This window comes from Uliginosibacterium sp. H1 (assembly GCF_036017065.1).
Taxonomy (GTDB): domain Bacteria; phylum Pseudomonadota; class Gammaproteobacteria; order Burkholderiales; family Rhodocyclaceae; genus Uliginosibacterium.
On the sequence record NZ_JAYXHR010000002.1, the window covers coordinates 53,418 to 72,294 of the forward strand.

Annotated in this window: 19 protein-coding genes; 10 read left to right on the forward strand and 9 right to left on the reverse strand. The window is 66.0% G+C overall.

What is annotated here, in order from left to right:
* Nucleotides 1-13: 13 nt before the first annotated feature.
* The 10 genes from prmA (at nt 14) to VVD47_RS09765 (ending at nt 8,710) form a co-directional block, all read left to right on the forward strand.
* A complete protein-coding gene (gene prmA / locus VVD47_RS09720; protein ID WP_327603261.1) occupies nt 14-910 on the forward strand; it encodes a 50S ribosomal protein L11 methyltransferase in 897 nt (298 codons plus the stop codon).
* Nucleotides 904-2,265, forward strand: coding sequence for a DUF3426 domain-containing protein (locus VVD47_RS09725; protein ID WP_327603262.1), 1,362 nt, complete (start codon nt 904-906; stop codon nt 2,263-2,265). Before prmA ends, VVD47_RS09725 begins: the two co-directional genes overlap by 7 nt.
* 95 nt (nt 2,266-2,360) lie before the next feature.
* Nucleotides 2,361-2,864, forward strand: a complete 504-nt coding sequence (gene tpx, locus VVD47_RS09730; RefSeq protein ID WP_327603263.1) for a thiol peroxidase — start codon at nt 2,361-2,363, stop codon at nt 2,862-2,864.
* Nucleotides 2,865-2,939: 75 nt separating this feature from the next.
* On the forward strand, nt 2,940-3,551 hold the full coding sequence (locus VVD47_RS09735; protein WP_327603264.1) for an NUDIX hydrolase: 612 nt from the start codon (nt 2,940-2,942) through the stop codon (nt 3,549-3,551).
* Between the two features lie 26 nt (nt 3,552-3,577).
* Complete coding sequence (locus tag VVD47_RS09740; protein ID WP_327603265.1) at nt 3,578-3,946, forward strand: diacylglycerol kinase; 369 nt, start codon at nt 3,578-3,580, stop codon at nt 3,944-3,946.
* A 191-nt stretch (nt 3,947-4,137) separates the two neighbouring features.
* Nucleotides 4,138-5,364, forward strand: a complete 1,227-nt coding sequence (locus tag VVD47_RS09745) for a glycosyltransferase family 4 protein (RefSeq protein ID WP_327603266.1) — start codon at nt 4,138-4,140, stop codon at nt 5,362-5,364.
* Between the two features lie 122 nt (nt 5,365-5,486).
* Nucleotides 5,487-6,455, forward strand: a complete 969-nt coding sequence (locus VVD47_RS09750) for a carbohydrate kinase family protein (RefSeq protein WP_327603267.1) — start codon at nt 5,487-5,489, stop codon at nt 6,453-6,455.
* A 14-nt stretch (nt 6,456-6,469) separates the two neighbouring features.
* Nucleotides 6,470-6,964, forward strand: a complete 495-nt coding sequence (locus tag VVD47_RS09755) for a glycine zipper 2TM domain-containing protein (RefSeq protein WP_327603268.1) — start codon at nt 6,470-6,472, stop codon at nt 6,962-6,964.
* A 100-nt stretch (nt 6,965-7,064) separates the two neighbouring features.
* Entirely contained in the window at nt 7,065-7,844 is a 780-nt protein-coding gene (locus tag VVD47_RS09760; RefSeq protein ID WP_327603269.1) for a GNAT family N-acetyltransferase, read from the forward strand.
* 92 nt (nt 7,845-7,936) lie between these two features.
* Entirely contained in the window at nt 7,937-8,710 is a 774-nt protein-coding gene (locus VVD47_RS09765; protein WP_327603270.1) for a lysophospholipid acyltransferase family protein, read from the forward strand.
* A gap of 125 nt (nt 8,711-8,835) precedes the next feature.
* Here VVD47_RS09765 and VVD47_RS09770 read toward each other — a convergent pair whose 3' ends face one another.
* The 9 genes from VVD47_RS09770 to VVD47_RS09810 form a co-directional block, all read right to left on the reverse strand.
* On the reverse strand, nt 8,836-9,678 hold the full coding sequence (locus VVD47_RS09770; protein ID WP_327603271.1) for a symmetrical bis(5'-nucleosyl)-tetraphosphatase: 843 nt from the start codon (nt 9,676-9,678) through the stop codon (nt 8,836-8,838).
* 10 nt (nt 9,679-9,688) lie between these two features.
* Nucleotides 9,689-11,551 (reverse strand): polysaccharide biosynthesis protein, encoded by a 1,863-nt coding sequence (locus VVD47_RS09775; protein WP_327603272.1) that lies wholly within the window; start codon nt 11,549-11,551, stop codon nt 9,689-9,691.
* Nucleotides 11,552-11,568: 17 nt separating this feature from the next.
* Nucleotides 11,569-12,177 (reverse strand): sugar transferase, encoded by a 609-nt coding sequence (locus tag VVD47_RS09780; protein ID WP_327603273.1) that lies wholly within the window; start codon nt 12,175-12,177, stop codon nt 11,569-11,571.
* Nucleotides 12,161-13,183 carry an NAD-dependent epimerase/dehydratase family protein gene (locus tag VVD47_RS09785; RefSeq protein WP_443080971.1) on the reverse strand — a complete coding sequence of 341 codons (1,023 nt, stop codon included), beginning with the start codon at nt 13,181-13,183 and terminating at the stop codon, nt 12,161-12,163. Before VVD47_RS09785 ends, VVD47_RS09780 begins: the two co-directional genes overlap by 17 nt.
* On the reverse strand, nt 13,132-13,902 hold the full coding sequence (locus VVD47_RS09790; RefSeq protein WP_327603275.1) for a glycosyltransferase family 2 protein: 771 nt from the start codon (nt 13,900-13,902) through the stop codon (nt 13,132-13,134). Before VVD47_RS09790 ends, VVD47_RS09785 begins: the two co-directional genes overlap by 52 nt.
* Before the next feature lie 78 nt (nt 13,903-13,980).
* Nucleotides 13,981-14,832 carry a hypothetical protein gene (locus VVD47_RS09795; RefSeq protein WP_327603276.1) on the reverse strand — a complete coding sequence of 284 codons (852 nt, stop codon included), beginning with the start codon at nt 14,830-14,832 and terminating at the stop codon, nt 13,981-13,983.
* A 37-nt stretch (nt 14,833-14,869) separates the two neighbouring features.
* Nucleotides 14,870-16,150 (reverse strand): hypothetical protein, encoded by a 1,281-nt coding sequence (locus tag VVD47_RS09800; RefSeq protein ID WP_327603277.1) that lies wholly within the window; start codon nt 16,148-16,150, stop codon nt 14,870-14,872.
* Between the two features lie 117 nt (nt 16,151-16,267).
* Entirely contained in the window at nt 16,268-17,263 is a 996-nt protein-coding gene (locus VVD47_RS09805; RefSeq protein ID WP_327603278.1) for a glycosyltransferase family 2 protein, read from the reverse strand.
* The gene (locus VVD47_RS09810; protein WP_327603279.1) at nt 17,260-18,792 is read right to left on the reverse strand and encodes a flippase; all 1,533 of its coding nucleotides are present in this window, start codon (nt 18,790-18,792) and stop codon (nt 17,260-17,262) included. Before VVD47_RS09810 ends, VVD47_RS09805 begins: the two co-directional genes overlap by 4 nt.
* Nucleotides 18,793-18,877: the final 85 nt, after the last annotated feature.

An 18,877-nucleotide genomic window follows, 5' to 3' on the forward strand; every position in this document is an offset into this window, starting at 1 on the left:
GCGGGACTGAGCGATGCCGTGGTTCTCGGTCACCCTGCAGGCCTCGGCGCAGTCCGCCGAGGCACTGTCCGAAGCGCTGATGGACGCCGGTGCGCTGTCGGTCAGCATCGAGGATGCTGACGCCGGCACCGAGCGCGAACGCCCGCAGTTCGGCGAACCCGGCATGGTGGCCGACCCCAGCCTGTGGGACCACAGCCACGTCATCGCGCTGTTCGACGCGGATGCAGACATCGCCGGCACGCTGGCGGTGGCCGCCACCGCCGCCGGACTGGACGCGGTGCCGCCGTTCGCGATCGAGGAAGTGGCCGAGCAGAACTGGGTGCAGCTCACCCAGTCGCAGTTCGATCCGATCCAGATCACCGACCGGCTGTGGATCGTGCCCTCCTGGCACGAGTCGCCGGACCCGGATGCCCTGAACATCGAGATGGACCCGGGCATGGCCTTCGGCACCGGCTCCCACCCCACCACGCGGCTGTGCCTGCAGTGGCTCACCACCACCGTGACGCCCGGCTGCAGCGTGCTGGACTACGGCTGCGGCTCCGGCATCCTGGCCATCGCCGCGGTGAAACTGGGCGCCGACACCGTGCTGGGCGTGGACATCGACCCGCAGGCAGTCGAATCCAGCCGCCACAATGCAGACCGGAACAACGTGCGGGCCGACTGGCGGCTGAGCACCGAAGCCATTCCCGCGCGCTATGATCGCGTGGTCGCCAACATCCTGACCAACCCGTTGTGCGTGCTGGCACCGGTGATCGCCGGCCGTGTCGCACCGGGAGGACAGCTGGCGCTGTCCGGCGTGCTGGCCGAGCAGGCCCAGCGCGTCATCGACGCCTACGCGCCCTACATCGCGCTGCGCGTCGGCGATGAACACGAAGGCTGGATCCGCCTGGAGGGAAGCTTGCCTTGCTAGTCACGCGTTGCCCCAACTGCAGCACCGCCTTCCGCATCCGCCCCGAACAACTCGGGCTGCGCGGTGGTCGCGTGCGCTGCGGCAACTGCCAGAACGCCTTCTCCGCACTGAACTCGCTGGAGGAGATGCCGGACGACACCGACCTGGTGCAGACCACGCCGGCCGCCGCACCGACGCCCGCTACACCGCCCCCGGCCGCCACGCCGCAGCCCGCTGCACCCGCCCCGGCACCGCAACCGATTGCACCGTCACCACCGCCACGGCCGGCCCCGCCTCCGCCAGCCACGCCACCGGCGCCGGTAGCCTCCCGCCCGGCCGCGACAACCCCGCCGCCGACGCCCAGCCTGCCGCCGATGCCGCAGCACGCGGCGCACGACGACCACAGCATCCAGCCCTTCGCACCGCCGCGCGCCGACAACGCCACGCCGGTGATGTTCGATTACGAACGCACCGATCTCAACAAGGCTTTCGAGCCCACGCTGCTGATGTCACCGGAGGCCAATCCCTCGCGTGACTTCGCGCTGCCCGACAACGTGGATTTCGATCTCAGCGACGACATCCGCATCGAACCGGGTGCGCCGGACGACTGGGAGATTCCGCATTTCGAAGGCGTGGACGTCGCCCCGCCAGCCAAGCCACAGCCCGTTGCCGCCCGCAAAGCGGGCGCTGCGGAGCAGCCCGTGGACGAGTCTTCCGAGACCGAGCCACCGAACGACGTGGTGCACATCGACGAGCACTTCGACCTCGGTCCGCTCGACGAGCCCGAACCGGAAACCCAGCTCCTGCGCAAGGAAGCTGGCATGCCGGACACCCAGGTCGGCACGCTGTCGCTGGCCGAGGAACGGGCGGCAAGCCATCTGCCGCTGCCGCAGGACAGCGGCAAGCGCAAGCCCTGGGCGCTCGGCATACTGGTGCTGGGGTTGCTCGTCCTCCTGCAGGCGACCTACATGTTCCGCACCGAGATCGCCAGGGCGCAGCCGGACCTGCGGCCCTTGCTGGAAGACCTGTGCGGCGCGGTGGGTTGCAGCGTGCCCTACCCGCACGACTCCGACGCCATCGCGGTGGAAGCCACCGACCTGAATCCGGAACCCGGCAACCCGGGCCACTACCGCCTGGTGGTGACCCTGCGCAACAAGGCCGATTACGCGCAGCAGTGGCCGCACATCGAACTGACGCTGACCGATCGCTTCGATCGCGCGCTGGCCCGCAAGGTCTTCGCCCCCCGCGAATGGCTGCCTGCCCAGCAGAAGGGCCAGGCCGCCTTCGAGGCCGGTGGCGAGATCACCGCCGACGTGCCGCTGGCGGCCCGCGAACTGCCGGCATCGGGGTTCAGGGTCTACGTGTTCCACCCCTGAACACTGCACAATCCCCCGCTCACGAAAGCCGGCGCGCACGCATGTGCCGGCCGTGAAGCCACCCTCACCCACCTCGCATATCAAGGAGTCGAAGCATGAGCACTGTCACCCTCGGCGGTAATCCGGTCGAAGTCGGCGGCCACTTTCCCGCAGCCGGCGAAACCGGGCGCGAGTTCAGCCTGGTCGGCGCCGACCTGGCCGACACCGGCCTGTCCAGCCTGGCCGGCAAGCGCAAGGTCCTCAACATCGTCCCCAGCCTGGACACCCCGACCTGTGCCACCTCCACCCGCAAGTTCAACGAGAAGGCCAGCAGCCTGGACAACACCGTGGTGCTGGTGATTTCCGCCGACCTGCCCTTCGCCGCCAAGCGCTTCTGCGAAGTCGAGGGCCTGGCCAACGTGAAGACCCTGTCCACCCTGCGTGGTGGCGACGCTTTCAAGCAGGCCTACGGCGTCGACATCAAGAACGGCGTGCTGGCCGGCCTGACCGCCCGCGCCGTGGTGGTGCTGGACGAGAACAACAAGGTGCTGCACAGCGAGCTGGTGCCGGAAATCAAGAACGAGCCGGACTACGACGCTGCGCTGAAGGCCCTGGGCTGATCACGCAACACCGGTAGTAGCCGTGAAGCGGGCGATGCATCTCCATGCATCGCCCGTTTCGTTTTGAACACGTTTTTGCTCACGCTCTCCCCCCACAACATGCGCCAGCAGATCCGCGACGAAGTGGCCACCATCGAAGCGCTCGACGAACTGGAGCACGCGCAGATTGCCGATACCCTGCGCTGGATAGACAGCGGTGTCGAACTCTGCCGCCTGGCAAAACCCGCCACGCCACCGCGCCACCTGGTCTCCTATTTCGTCTGCGTGGACCTGGCCGGCCAGGACGGCCACGTACTGCTCGTCGATCACATCAACGCGCAGCTGTGGCTGCCCACCGGCGGGCACGTCGAGCCCGGCGAGCATCCGCGCACGACGGTGCAGCGCGAGGCCCACGAGGAGCTGGGACTGACCCTCGGGCGTGATGCCGACTTCCTGTTGCCCGCCCCCTTGTTCCTCACGGCCACGGAAACCGTCGGCCTCACTGCCGGGCATGTAGACGTGTCGCTGTGGTACGTACTGACGACCGACCGGCACAGCCGGCTGGACTACGATGCCAGCGAGTTCCACGGCATACGCTGGTTCGCGCTGGATCAGGTACCGCTCGCGCGCAGCGACCCGCAGATGGCCCGCTTCCTGCAGAAGCTGGCACGGCGCCAGCGCGCGACCCGCCCTGTCACCGCCCCGTAACCTGCCCCGCCAATACTCGCGACCCCATGGAAAGCCCCTTCAAAGGCAAGACCGGCCTCAAGCGGATCTGGAACGCGTTTCACTATTCCCTGGACGGACTGCGTGCTGCCTACAAGCATGAGGACGCCTTTCGCCAGGAAGTGCTGCTCGCCATCGTGCTGCTGCCGATCGCGCTCTTCTCGCCCATCAGTGGCGTGGAAAAGGCGCTGTTGATCGGCAGCGTGTTCCTGGTGCTGATCGTGGAGCTGGTGAACTCCGCGGTCGAAGCCACCGTGGATCGCATTTCGCTGGAAAGCCACAAGCTGGCCAAGCGCGCCAAGGACATCGGCAGCGCCGCCGTGCTGATCACCCTGCTGAACCTCGCGCTGGTCTGGGGCTTCGTCTTCCTGGGCTGACGCAGAACGACCGGGACACCGGGGCTGGAGCCGTCACCGGCAGCTTCCGCTCGGCGCAGCCATGCAAGACGGTACGCGCGGCACGTCAAGCCGCCCCAGCAACACCAGCGCCGTCCCACCGCGGCCGCTGACACGCCAGCGTCATCTGCCTGTCAATAAACCGACGCATCCCTGCGGCAATCTCCGCCCGCATGGATGCCACCCGCCTGCAGCTCGACACCCTCAGCACGACGCGCCGCCAGTTGCGCATCGCCGTCGTCACCGAGACCTACCCACCTGAAGTGAACGGGGTGGCGATGACCACCGGCCGCATCGTCGACGGCCTGCTGCGCCTCGGCCACGAGGTGCAGCTGATCCGCCCGCGCCAGACCCCCGAAGACACGCCCGAGAAGAGCCAGGGCTTCGAGGAGATGCTGTCGCGCGGCATCCCTATCCCGAAGTACAACCACCTGAAGATGGGCCTGCCGGCGCGCAACGCGCTGCTGCACGCCTGGTCACAGCAACGGCCGGACATCGTGCAGGTGGTGACCGAGGGCCCGCTGGGCTGGTCGGCCGTATCGGCGGCGCGCAAGCTGAAGCTGCCGGTGATCACGGAATTCCACACCAACTTCCACAGCTACACGCGCTACTACGGCATGGGCTGGCTGAAGCAGCCGCTGGCCGCCTACCTGCGCCGCTTCCACAACAAGGGCGACCTGTGCCTGGTGCCCACCGACGCGCTGCGCCACGAGTTGCTGGACAGCGGCTTCAACACGGTGGAAGTGGTAGCGCGCGGCGTCGATACCGAACTGTTCACGCCCCTGCGCCGCAGCGACGCCATGCGCGCCGAGTGGGGCGCCGGGCCGGACACGCTGGTCTGCATGCTGGTGAGCCGCCTGGCGCCGGAGAAGAACCTGGAACTGGCGGCACGCGCCTTCGAGGTGATCCGCCAGTCGCAACCGGATGCGCGCTTCGTGCTGGTGGGCGACGGGCCGGCACGCGCGGCACTGCAGGCGCGCTACCCGCACTTCCACTTTGCCGGCATGCGCGCCGGCGAAGACCTCGCCGCGCACTACGCCTCGGGAGACCTGTTCCTGTTTCCCAGCCTCACCGAGACTTTCGGCAACGTCATCACCGAAGCGCTGGCCAGTGGCCAGCCGGTGGTGGGCTTCGACTACGCGGCGGCCGCCGAGGTGCTGCAGCCCGAGCACAACGGCCTGCGGCCCGCGCTGGGCGACGAGGCCGCCTTCATCGCCTCCGCCAACCGCCTGGCCGCGGAGCACGCGCTCCGCGATGCCATGCGTGCCCGCGCACGCGACAGCGTGCTGCAGATCGACTGGCAGGCCGTGGTGCTGCGGCTGGCGGGCATGCTGGAACAGGTGATCGCGCAGCACCAGGGCCGCAACCGCGCACGCCGGGACATGGCCCTGGCGGACTGAACGGCCGACGGATTGTCGACCCCAGCCGGCTGGGGTCGGCTGCCAACCGAGGCGGCTGCGGGGCACGTGGCAATCACGACTACAATCGCGTCCTTTGCTCACTGCACGGGACCTGCCCCCCCATGTCTGCTCCCATCGCCTCTGCGTCCAGCCCCTCCACCCTCGTCTGCGGCTCGATGGCTTTCGACACCATCATGGTGTTCCAGGACCAGTTCAAGAACCACATCCTCCCGGACCACATCCACATCCTGAACGTCAGCTTCCTGGTGCCGGAAATGCGTCGCGAGTTCGGCGGCTGCGCCGGCAACATCGCCTACGGCCTGAAGCTGCTGGGTGGCAACCCGCGCATCCTGGCGACGGTGGGTGAGGACGACGGCCCCTACCGCAGCCGCCTGGACCAGTACGGACTGGATCAGTCCGGCGTGAAGACCCTGCCCGGCACCTACACGGCGCAGTGCTTCATCACGACCGACCACGACGACAACCAGATCACCGCTTTCCACCCCGGCGCGATGGGCCGTTCGCACGAGAACCATGCGCGCGATGTGATGGCCGGCGTCGGCCTGGGCATCGTGGGGCCGGACGGCCGCGACGGCATGATGCAGAACGTGCAGGAGTTGGCCGACGCCAAAGTCCCGTTCATCTTTGATCCGGGTCAGGCTTTGCCCATCCTCAGCGGCGACGACCTGCTGAAAAGCCTCGAACTGGCCACCTGGTGCACGGTCAACGACTATGAACTCCAGCTGGTCTGCAACAAGACCGGGCTGAGCGTAGAGCAGATCGCCGGCAAGCTGGACGCACTGATCGTCACGCTCGGTGCCCAGGGCTCACGCATCTACGCAGGCAATCAGGTCATCGAAGTGGCGGCCGCCCGCGTTGATGCGGTGGTGGACCCCACGGGTTGCGGCGACGCTTATCGCGGCGGCCTGCTCTACGGCATCGCCCAGGGCTGGAGTCTCGAAAAGAGTGCGCGCCTGGCCTCGGTCATGGGCGCGTTGAAGATCGCTCAACGCGGCCCGCAGACGTATCAGCCGAGCCGCGACGAGATTGCGGCGCGCTTCGCGGAAACCTTCGGAGAGCGCCCCTGGTAACACGGAGCATCCGCATGAAAGTCAGCAAGGCAGCCTCTGCCCGTTTCCTCACTCCCCTCCACGTCCTGGTGATCGGCGGTGCGCTCGCGCTGCCGTTTGCCCTCACGGGCTGCGTCAGCAGCATGTCGGGCGACACCTATTCGCGCGACGACGTGCAGCGCCCCATGAGCTTCCGCGAGGCCACCGTGGAGGCCGTACGTCCGGTGCGCATGGAAGGCACCCGTTCGTGGATCGGGACGGCCGCCGGCGGCGCGGTCGGCGGCATCGCCGGCAGCACTGTCGGTGACGGCAAGGGCGCCGCCATCGGTGCGGTGATCGGCGCAGTGGCCGGCGGTTTGGCCGGTTCGGCAGCCGAAGAGGCCTACACCCGTGCCGACGCCTGGGAGCTGACCCTGAAGTATGACAACGGCGAACGCGTGGTCATCGTGCAGGAGATGGGCAACGACAAGTTCGCCTCCGGCGAGCGGGTGCGCGTGCTGTCCGGCAGCAAGACCCGCGTGACCAAGTAGGCCACGCCCGGCAGGCGTCACGCTCGCGTAACGCACCGGTCACGCCGCTGCAACGCCCTGTTCCTAGCATGCCCCTGCACCTTAGACATGAGGACAGGGCATGCGCCGCACCGACAATCCCGCCGACCAGAACCCGCAGCTCGAAGCACGTGCCGCGCGCAAGCAGCGCAGCCTCTTCGTCGGCCTGGCCCAGACCGAATCCGAAATCCTTGAAGCGCAGAAGCTGCGCTACCGCGTATTCGCCGACGAGATGGGCGCGCGCCTCAACACCCGCATCCCCGGGGTGGACCGCGACCATTTCGACGCCTACTGCCAGCACCTGATCGTGCGCGACGAGGCGCAGGGCCGCATCGTCGGCACCTATCGCATCCTCACGCCCGACGCCGCCCGACGCGTCGGCTACTACTCGGAAACCGAGTTCGACCTGACCCGCTTCCACCACCTGCGCGACCGCCTGGTGGAAATCGGCCGCTCCTGCATCGACGCCGAGTACCGCAGCGGTGCCGTCATCACCCTGCTGTGGAACGGGCTGGCCCAGTTCATGATGCAGAATGGCTACGACTACCTGATGGGTTGCGCCAGCATCGGCATGGGCGACGGCGGCCACAACGCCGCCAACCTGTACAACGCCCTGCAGGACAAGATGGCCGCACCGGAGTACCACGTGTTCCCGCGCCATCCGCTGCCAGTGGCCCACCTCGCCAACGACACGCCGGCCGAGATTCCGCCTCTGCTGAAGGGCTACCTGCGCGCCGGCGCACAGGTGTGCGGCGCCCCGGCCTGGGATCCCGACTTCAACACCGCCGACCTGCTGATCCTGCTGCAGATGGCGCGCGTCGACGAGCGCTACTCGCGCCACTTCCTGGACCGCCAGGGCTGATGGCACCCCCGGCCCATGCGCCGGGGCTTCCCCAGGAGAGACTGGACGAGCGGGCTATACTCGCCCCGCTGTCCACTCCTGCGCGTCCCCGCTTGTTCTCCACCCTCTCCACCGAAAGCCGCGCCGCCTGGCGCCTCGCCCGCCTCGGCTTCCATCTGTTGCGCGGCATGGCCATCGTGCGCTGGCGCTTCCCGCACTGGGACACGGCGCGCAAACGCAGCATCAAGCGGGTCTGGTCGCAGCAGCTGATCCACCTGCTGGGCTTGCGCCTCGTCGCCACCGGTACGCCGCCTGCGGGCAGCGCGCTGATCGTGAGCAACCACATCTCGTGGCTGGACATCTTCGTGCTGAACGCGGCGACCGAAACCCACTTCGTGTGCAAGGACGAGGTGCGCGACTGGCCCGTCATCGGCTGGCTGGTGGAGCATACCGACACCCTGTTCATCGCCCGCGGCAGCCGCAGCGCGGCGGCGCGCGCCTCGGCCGCGGTGCTGGCCTGCCTGCGCGCGCAGGACCAGGTGGTGGTCTTCCCGGAAGGCACGACCACCAACGGCACGGCGCTGCTGCCCTTCCGCCCCGCCCTGTTCCAGGCGGCGGTGGACGCACCCTGCGTCGTCCAGCCCGCGCTGCTGCGCTACCTGGATACCGACGGTGGCACCAGCCTCGCCTCGGCTTACGACGGTGACATCACGCTGTGGGAATGCCTGCGTGCAGTAACGAAGGCCCCGCACATCGTTGTGCAACTGGCGTGGCTGGAGAGTGTGGATGCGAGCGAAGGAAGACGGCTCGCCTGCCAGCAGGCGGAAGCACTGATCGCGCAGGCCAGCGGCCTGCCGCGTCTGGCATCTCCTTCGAGCAGTGATTGAGAACATCGTCAGCACCGCAAAGGTGCTGACAGGACGGTGCTGGCCAAGCGCGCCGACGAAGATAGTGCACGTGCTACGGCGGCGAGGCGCAACGACGCCGGAACCGCCCTGTCAGCGCCGCCCGCTCAGTCGCTACCGATCTCCGCGTACTCCGGGCATTGCACCTGGAAGATGCGGCGGTCCTCCAGCCGCAAGGCGCTGAGGCAACCGCCCCACACGCAACCGGAATCCAGCGCGACAACGCGGCCCATGTCGCGCAACCCCAGTGCGGACCAGTGGCCGCACAACACGGTGTGGCTGCGCCAGACGGCGTCCTTCACCGCGTACCACGGCAGCAATCCCTCCGGCGCCTGGTCGGGCGAACCCTTGGCCTTCATCTGCAGACTGCCGTCCTCGCCGAGGAAACGCATGCGCGTCATGGCGTTGACCACCACCCGCAGGCGGTCCCAGCCCTGCAGGTCGTCGCTCCAGCGGTCCGGCTCGTTGCCGAACATCTGCGCCATGAACTCGCGCCAGTCCGGGCTGCGCAGGGCGCGTTCGACTTCGCGAGCCAAGGCTTGCGCCTGCGAGACCGACCAGGCCGGCAACAGACCGGCATGGACCATGACATGACTGCCGTCGACGTGCAGCAGCGGGCGTTCACGCAACCAGTCCACCAGCTCCGCCGCGTCCGGGGCATCCAGCAGTTCCTGCGCTGCCGGCACCTTGCCCAGCTTGCCGCTGACCCCTGCCACCGCGGCCAGGGTCGCCAGGTCATGATTGCCGAGCACCGCGACGGCCGCATCGTCCAGCCCGCGGACGAAGCGAAGCGTGTCGACGGACTGCGGGCCGCGATTGATCAGATCCCCCACCACCCACAGGCGGTCACCGGCCTCGGCATCGAAGTCCACTTCGTCGAGCAGGCGCAGCAACGGGTCCAGGCACCCCTGCAGGTCACCGACGACGTAGCGGTAGCGGATGCGTGCCATCGTCTGTCCGTCAGGCGGCGTCCCGGCCACCCGACACGGCGTTCAGGCGGGGGCCCTGCGCCGGCGCGTACTCCGGCACCCAGCGCCGGAGGTCCCGGCGCACTTCATCGTCGGTCAGCGTACGCCGCCCCTGCAACCAGTCGAGCAGCTCGCCTACCATGGCCGGCGACACTTCGCGCGCCCTGGCGATGCGCAGTTTCGGGTGATGGGTGGGCACGGTCGACTCGTCGTCGGCCAACAACTCCTCGAAGAGCTTCTCGCCCGGCCGCAGCCCGGTGAACTGGATCTCGATGGCGTCCTCCGCCAGCCCCGACAGGCGGATCATCGCCCGGGCCAGATCGACGATCTTCACCGGCTCGCCCATGTCGAGCACGAAGATCTCGCCGCCACGCCCCATGCCGCCGGCCTGCAGCACCAGTTGCGCCGCCTCCGGAATCGACATGAAGTAGCGGATGATCTCCGGATGGGTGACCGTGATCGGCCCCCCCTTGGCGATCTGCTCCTGGAACTTGGGAATCACGCTCCCTGCACTGCCCAGCACGTTGCCGAAGCGGACGATCTCGTACTTCGTGTCGCCTTCCGCCGCCAGGTGCTGGCACAGCATTTCGGCCATGCGCTTGGTGGCGCCCATCACGTTGGTGGGGTTCACCGCCTTGTCGGTCGATACCAGCACGAACTTGGACACCCCCGCCCGCCGCGCGGCCTCGGCGACCGTCCAGGTGCCCAGCGCATTGTTGCGCACCGCCTCCCACGCATTGAGCTCCTCCATCATCGGAACATGCTTGTAGGCAGCCGCGTGGAACACCACGGCAGGCTTGAACTGCGCGAGCACCTGCTCGACACGGATACGATTCTTGACGTCACCCACCACCGGCAGCACCGGCACCTTCACGCCCTGCGCATCGAAGGATTCCTTGAGCTGGTAGAGGGCGTACTCGCTGACATCGAACGCCACCAGCGCGCTGGGCTCGAACCGCAGGATCTGGCGGCAGAGTTCGGAACCGATGGAGCCCCCCGCGCCGGTCACCATGACGATACGTCGGGAGAGGAATTCATGAAGCGCTTCGCTCTCCAGTTGCACGGGGTCACGGCCCAGCAGATCCTCTACCTTCACCCGGCGCAGCAGTTCGACCTCGCCCGCGCCGCGCATCAATTCGTTGACGGAAGGCACCGTCATCAATTCCGCACCTTGCGCAATGCAGAAATCCGCAATGCGGCGGCGCACCTCGCGTGACGCGGACGGGATGATCAACACCGCCTTGCGTGTTCCCGTCGTCGCCGCCACGCGCGGGAAATCCTCGATTCGTCCGGCCACTTTCACACCGTGGATGACCGCCCCTGACTTGGTGGGGTCATCGTCCAGCAGGGCGACCGGTCGCCAGAGCGGACTGCGCGTCAGTTCCTTCACGAGGTTGGCGGCCGCATCACCCGCGCCGACGAGGATGACCGGTTCGCCCTTGGCATGGGTCGCCAGCGATATGACCGACTCTTTCCACATGCGGTAGGCCATACGGCTGCCACACATGATGAACAGCAGCAGGACCGGCGCGATGATCAGCACCGATCGCGGCAGCGGCGCCTCGATGCGCAACATGAAGTAGGCCAGCGGCGAGGCTGCTGTCGCCAGGACCACCGCCATCAGGATGCGGCGCAGATCCGCCAGGCTGGCGTAGCGCCAGAGCCCGCGATACAGGCGCAGCAAGAGGAACGAGGTGCCGAATACCGGCAACACCACCGGCAATGAAGCGCTCAGCCAGCCCCAGGGCATCTCGTTGAAATTGAAGTTGAAGCGTGCAACGAAAGCCAGGGCCCAGGCCACCGCCACGGCCATCAGGTCATACAGGAAAACGAGCAGCGAACGCCAGTTGTTCATCAAGAATCCTCAAGCACTCAATGCGCCACGCCGTCCCGGCGCAGCACCCGCAGTATTGTCGATGCGATGATATTCGCATCGAAAAGAAATGACTGGGATGCGAGGTACTCTGCATCGAAGGCCACTTTCTGCGAAACATCCAGTTCATCACGACCATTGATCTGGGCCCAACCTGTGATGCCCGGTCGCATGCGATGCACCCCGGCCGCGGTACGGGCTTCGATGAGGTCGGCCTGGTTGAACAATGCGGGGCGTGGTCCGACGATACTCATGTCGCCTCGCAATACGCTCCACAGCTGGGGCAACTCATCCAGGCTGGTCTTACGGATGAAGCGCCCGACCGGCGTAATGGCCGCCGCAGGATTCTGCAGCAGATGCGTGGCCACAGCCGGGGTGTCGACGCGCATGGAGCGGAACTTCGGCATGCGGAAGATCCGGTTGTCCCGCCCTACCCTATCGGACCAGTACAAAGCGGGGCCGGGCGACGATGCGCGTACGCACACAGCCACGCACAGCAGGACCGGCCAGAGCACCACCAGGGCACCACCGGCCAGGGCGATATCCACAAGGCGTTTCAACATTCCCTGGTTTTCCGTTTCCGAAAGCTGGTCAATTTCTTCGTTCATCCTGCAACAAGGTACGCAGCCCCTGCACCATCCCCAGCCGTGGTTGCCAGCCCAGTTCCTGCTGGATGCGGGTGGCATCGAACCAGGCGGAGTCGAGGAGGCTGCTGACGACCTGACTGCCGAAGGGGAGGCGGCGCCCGAGCGCAGCCTGGAGCTGGTCGGCCGCTGATGCAGACAGGCGCAGCATACCCTCCGGTATGCTCCATGCCGCCGCGCGCCGTCCGATGGCCTCGCACATCGCGACGTACAGCCCGCGTCCGGACAGGGCTTCGGGATGGGCAACGAAGTAGGTCTGCCCTGCTGCGCGAGCGGTGTCCGTCGCGAGCATGAGCGCCGCCACGACGTCATCCACATGCACCATGGAGCGGTGGTTGCCCGTTTCCGGCAAGGGCGGAAACAGGCCGCAGCGCACCAGTGCGCACATGCGCTCCACGTTCCCGCGGCTGCCCGGCCCGAATACGACGGCGAGGCGAAGATTCACCACTTCCAGGCCGCATTCCAGCGAAATGGCTGCGAGACCCTCTTCCGCCTCACGTTTCGCACGCCCATAGGCGGTGAGGGGTCTGTCCGCGAACGACTCGTCTACGCAACGCTCTCCCGGGTCGGCAACGGCCTTGACGGACGAACAGAACACGAAGCGCCGCACCCCGGCCTCTGCCGCCGCACGCGCCAGCGCCAGCGTACCTTGCAGATTGACGTCGCGATGACGGATGTCGAGTTCGCCCTGCACACCGCTATGGGCGTGCGCAAAGCCTGCACAGTGCACCACCGTGTCCATACCTGCCGTGGCCGCCACCAATGACGCGGGGTGGGTCAGGTCCCCCAGTACGGTGTCGACACCCGGCACGTCACGGCGCGCCAGGATCCGGAACGACCTTCCCTGGATCTGCAGATGCCTTACGAGATGACGACCGACGAAACCGGTGGCGCCGGTCACCAGGATCTTTTCCGTGCTCACTTCCCACCCTTCCGCAAACCCCGCGCCAAGGCCACACAGACCATCCACCCATAGCGCAGCCTGACGACGACCCGGGCCGACCAGGGCAAACCGTTTTTCGGTGTGACGTTGGCACCATGCAGACGATGGAAAATCAGCGGCTCCGGAACGAGCAGGATGCCTCCGGCCAGCCCCCCGACGATGGTCGCCCAGTGGTCATGCGCATAGACCGACCGTGGAAACGGCAGCATGCGGTCGAGTGCGCGGCGTCGCATCGCCAGCGCGCAACCCCACATGCGGGCCTTGACGCCCTCGCGCAGCACGAATCCCAGCCCGGCCGCGACGCCGTCTCCAAGACGTGGCCCGGGCCCAAGATCGGAGCCCTCGGCATCGATGAGCCGTCGCTCGTGGTGCGCCATGGCCACGTCAGGGCGGGCGGCAAACGCAGCCCTCATGCGGCGGAGTTTTTCAGGCGCCCAGATGTCGTCCTGGTCGCACAGGAAAACCAGCTCTCCCCGCGCTGATTGCAGCGCCCGCTCGAAGTTGCCGACATAGCCGCGCCGACGGCCGTCACCGACCTGGCGAACGCGCGGATCGGCGAGACCAGAGATGATCTCGAGCGTGGCGTCGGTCGAACCGTCGTCGCTGACAACAAGCTCGTCGCCCTCGCCGAGCTGGGACAGCACGGAGTCGAGTTGCTCACGGAGGAAACGCGCACCGTTGTACGTAGCCATGCACACACTGACCGTCACGGCAGGATCGTCACGAAAGGCGGGGGGCTTGTTCATCGTCGTTACGCTGGGCTGCTCACTGAACGCCAGGGCGACTCGGTGACGACAGCGGGCGGGCATCCATGTGCGCGCTATTCAGACCCAGACTCGCCAGAGCTGGGCAAGGTTGGAGGAAAGGTAGGCAAAACTCTTCCAGCGCAACGGCTGCTTGACGCAGCGATACAGAAGCCGGGCCAGATAGTGTACGCGCTCGCCGCTCGTGTAGTGCTCCTGGAACAGCAGGCGTTCAGCCGCGAGGATGGAGCGATACCGCGCCACGGACACGAAGCCTGTCGTCGCTGTAACCGACAATGCGTGCTGCAGCACTGCCGTTGCCACGCCAGTGCGCTGACCGGCGCTGCGCGCGCTCAGACATAGCCAGTGGTCCAGTCCGTCCAGCCAGAAACGCTGGTCGAAACCACCCAGCCCGTCGACAAACCGCCGCCGCAGCATCATCCCTGAATTGATGGCCCTGGCGTCTGCACTGGCAGGCAAATAACCGTCGCGCTCTGCCGGCGGCAGGGCTGCGCGTGCAAGCGGCGAGACGAGACTACCTTCTGAAAACACCCGTGGCAGGATTGCCCAGCAAGCAGCATCCCGCGCCAGGACCTCCCAGGCCTTTCCCATACCCAGCATGAACGCGGGATCGAAGTCGCTGTCCTGATCGAACAGCCAGAGCCATTCGATCCCCGCATGCAGTGCAGCCAGGCGGGCACGCTCGTACCCGGGACAGATCCCCCGGTTCGTAGCGCTGGGTTCGTAGGTCGCCTCCAGGCTTGCCAGCATGGGGGACGTCTCGTTGCCCGGCGCCGGCTCGTTGTCGAAGATCCAGAGGGCCTCCGGCACCATCCCTGCCGCCCTGGCCTTCAGAAGGCTCTGCAAGGTCCCTGAGCTTTCCAGCGGACAGCGATAGAGCACAACGACCAGCAAGACAGGCAGGCGCATCATGGCAAACGCACGCCGCCGCGCTCAGCGCAAAGTCTGATCACGCCGCCCCTTGCTCCCCGACCGCATGTCTCTCCTTTCGGGCCCGCACCATGTCATGCAGCATCGCCATCGAAACGATGCCGAACAGGGTCATGCCTGTGGAAGAGAAAATGTAGGGATTGCTCGCTGCGAGCAACAGGAACAGGAACCACGCCATCGGCAGGAAGCGCCAGGACGGTGTGGTCATCCGGCGCCAGAAAAACACCGGCGACACCAGCAATGCGCAGACCGCCACTGCCACGATCAGGCCGTACACGCGCACGACCTCCAGATAGGTCAGTTCGGTCGAGCGTGAGCCCCCGACCAGCATCCCGCGGAAGGTTTCCGACCATGTCACCGCATCGAATCCCTGCCCGAAGAGGAGCGTCCCCAGGTCCGACCAGATGCTCTGATAATGGGTCAGATACGCCAGCTTGACGGCATTGCTGTACTCACCGGAAGACAGCATGACAGTGAAGGCCCCCATCATGGACGCCAGGACAAGCAGGAGCCCCCCTGCCGCGCCGAAAACGAACACCGACCACCACGGGCCATACCTACGCCAACCCCAGACGACTGCCGGCGTCAGGACTGCCAGCACGATGCAGGCACGCGTGCCCGTGAGGAAGAGCGCGATACTCGTCAGAGCAGCCGCAGCCAGGTCCCCTCGCCCTCCGGCGCTGAAGTAGATATCCCATCGGCGCGCGGCTACGAAAACCAACATGGGCGCACTGTAGAAATAGAGATTGACCAACCGAAGATCGGCATATTCTCGAATCCCGGAGAACGCAATTCCGTGCTCCAGCAAAAAGGCGAACAGCGGTTTGCTGAGGTCGATGATCTGGACGAATGCAAGTACGAGGAAGACCGAAAGAACAAGAATGCTCCCTGCCAGAAGCATCAGGACGCGATCAAGCGCGCGGATAGCCGCCTGTACGCTGCCCGCGCTATTGAGCAGCAGGCAATAGCCGAGAAAGACACCGGCCGACAGGTAGACGGAATCCGCGCCGAGACTTACCTGCCCGGCGCGCAACGCGGTCAACACCAGGCCATATCCAGGAACCAGCACGGCAAATACCGCCCAGAAGCGGAGGCCAGGCTTGAACAATGGCCCCATCCTCCCGCTCCACCAGGCGTGCAGGGCAAACAGGCACAAGACCCCGAATGCCACGTACTTCATGTGCAGCACACGTGCCATGGGATCGAAGACCGCGGCAAAGAAAACCAGCAAGAGCATGTAGTACAAGCCCTGCTCGTAAGCCGATCCGCGATCACGCCCGGTTTCCAACGCGATGCCCATCCCTCTATTTCCGAATCCGGTCAGTTCGGCTCTTGCCCCCACAACACATCCCCTGTTCCAGATACCCGACACCCCACCACCCCGGGCCGATCGTTGCGGCCCATTTGTTTTTCCCGTTCAGGCCGGCCGCAGAAAGTCCTTCACAGCGCTGCGCCAGCCACGGGAGTACCGATGGTAGTCACCTCTCACAAGCGCCCACCCGACCAGCCATGCACGCCCGGGCCAAGCGCGCGGTAGCCCGGCGCGATGAAGCAAGTGCGCGATTTTGCCTGCAAGAGATTGCGTATGCGCCTGCCCGCTGGCCCCCCCCCCCTTCGCCCGCACCCATTCATGAACGGCAGCATATTGTTCTGCCATCTGACGGTAGTGCGCGGCGCCGATTGTACCGGCGTGAGCGGCCTGTCCCTGGAGGTTACGCTTCACCCCCCCCACCTGATTGCGTCCATGCTGGCGGTAGCTCAGCAGTGGTTCCGAAAGTACCCGTACCTCGGCACACATCGAGACGATGATGGCGATCCAGCCGTCGTGAATCCACGAAGACGGCAAGGGCAGGAACTCATCGCACAGGTTCCGCCGGAAGGCCAGGGCGGCCCCGGTCACGACGTTATGCTTCAGCAGGACGTCGAGCGCTCGTCCATTCGTCAGAAGTCGTTGCTCACGGCGCGAGAATTCCATTGAATCCCAGAGCCGATAGCCCAGAGGATGCAAACCGGCGTCCACCACCTCGGCATCGGAGAACACCAGCCCCACCTCCGGAGCGAATTCGAACTCACGCGTCATCAGCTCGATCTTCCGCGGATGCCAAGCATCGTCCTGATCACTCAGGAAAACCAGATCCCCCTGGCACAGGCCTATTGCCCGCTCGAAATTCAGCGTGGAGCCAAGATTGACTTCGTTGACATGCCAGCGAACCGGAAACGACGCACCCCTCGCGAACGCTTCGACGATCTCCTGGGTGGCATCCGAAGAGCGATCATCGCAGACCACCAGCTCGTCAGGCAGCCTGGTCTGGCGCTGGATGCTGTCCAGTTGTTCGCGCAGGAACTGCTGGCCGTTGTAAGTGCATAACGCAACGGACACGCTCAAAGACACTTGATCCGGGGAGACGCTCACTGCTTGCCCCTGCGCGCGAACCGGAGGGCTGCATCCAGCCTGGCCAGTGCAAATGATCGATCGGCAGGAGCAAGCAAGACACGCCAGGCAAGCGCGCCAAAAACAAGCAAGAGGACGCACACCATCGCGCCTCTGGCATAGGCGTGGTCAGGCAACACAGCCAGGCCAAACGCGGACAGCGAAAACAGCATGGCCAACACGAAGTTGCGCAACGCGCGCCCCCTACCCACGTAGCGCTGCGCCAGAAGGAACAACAAGCTCGTATCGACAAGGGCGCGTATGGCCCATGCCTGGGCCGCGCCCACAATGCCGTTGCGAGGTAGCAACCACGCGAGAAGCGCAAGATACATCGGCAGTTCGATCAGATGCAGCTTCGCTGTCACATCAGGGCGGCCTGCGGCCTGCACCAATGCAAACGCCACATGGCCAAGGCAATTCACGAACACGCCGACCGCCAGCCAACTGCCGGCCGCGGCGCTGTGCGCGGCAAAATCCGGCCCGAGCCAGAGGGTCAGGCCTTCTGGTGCGAAAGCAACGAGCAACAACGCCGCCGGAAATACCAGCACCAGCACCGCGTTGGCACCTCGCTCGAACAGCGCCACCGCGGCCTGCCTGTCGGCGACCAGCGTGGCTGCGAGGGCCGGAAACAAGCCCCCCAGCACTGCACCCGGGACGATCCACAGCTTGGTCACGATCTCGTAGGGCGTGGTGTAGTACGCCACCGCGGCGGTAGTAAGCATGGCGCCGATCACGAAGCGATCCAGGTACACCATGACCGGTCCCAGCAGATTGGAAACCGACATCCAGCTGCCGAAACGCAGCAACGGACCAGCAGCCTCGAGCTTCGCACTCCTTCCCGCCCGCAGTTCGGGAGCCACACTCAGACACGCCCGGTAGTGCGCAACCCAGGAAACGATTCGCCCCAGCATCAGGACAGCCACCACCACTGTCAGGTTTCTGGTGAACGGCAGAACAAACAGAGGCCCGACGAACATGAAGACGCCGAAGGGGATACGGATCAGATTGACCAGATCGAAACGCTGATAGGCCTCAAGCACGCCACGCAGTGCGCTGGTACTGATCACCACTGGAAGCGAGATCGCGAGTACCAGGAACGTGTTGCGCGCCTCCTCACGATATTCGATCGGCATCTCCAGCACGTCGCGGGTCAGCCAGGGAGACAACGCTGCCATCACAACAGCGCCGATCACGCCAAGGGCAAGCATCAACGACAGGGCCATCCATACCAGGCCCGGAACATCGGCGTGCCGCCCCTCGCCCAGCCGCTCCGCAACAAGCTTGGTCAATGCCCGGCCGATGCCCAGGTCGAACAGGCTGAAATAGCCGATGAGCATCCAGGCAAGGTTGAGGATCCCGAACCGGTCAACGCCCAGACTCTTGATCAGGACGGGGATCGCGAAAAGCGCAACCAGGAGCGGCGTAACGAGGCCTGCGATATTCCAGGCGGTGCTGCGTACGATCGACGCCCGCGGCAACGGCGACGCAACTGGGCTGGGTGTTCTCTGCATGTTTCGCGGAATCAGGCGTCACGGCAGCAATGCTGCTTCAGAGTTGGGCAAGCGGCCAAGTAAGCGGCCACTGCGAGCAACAGCA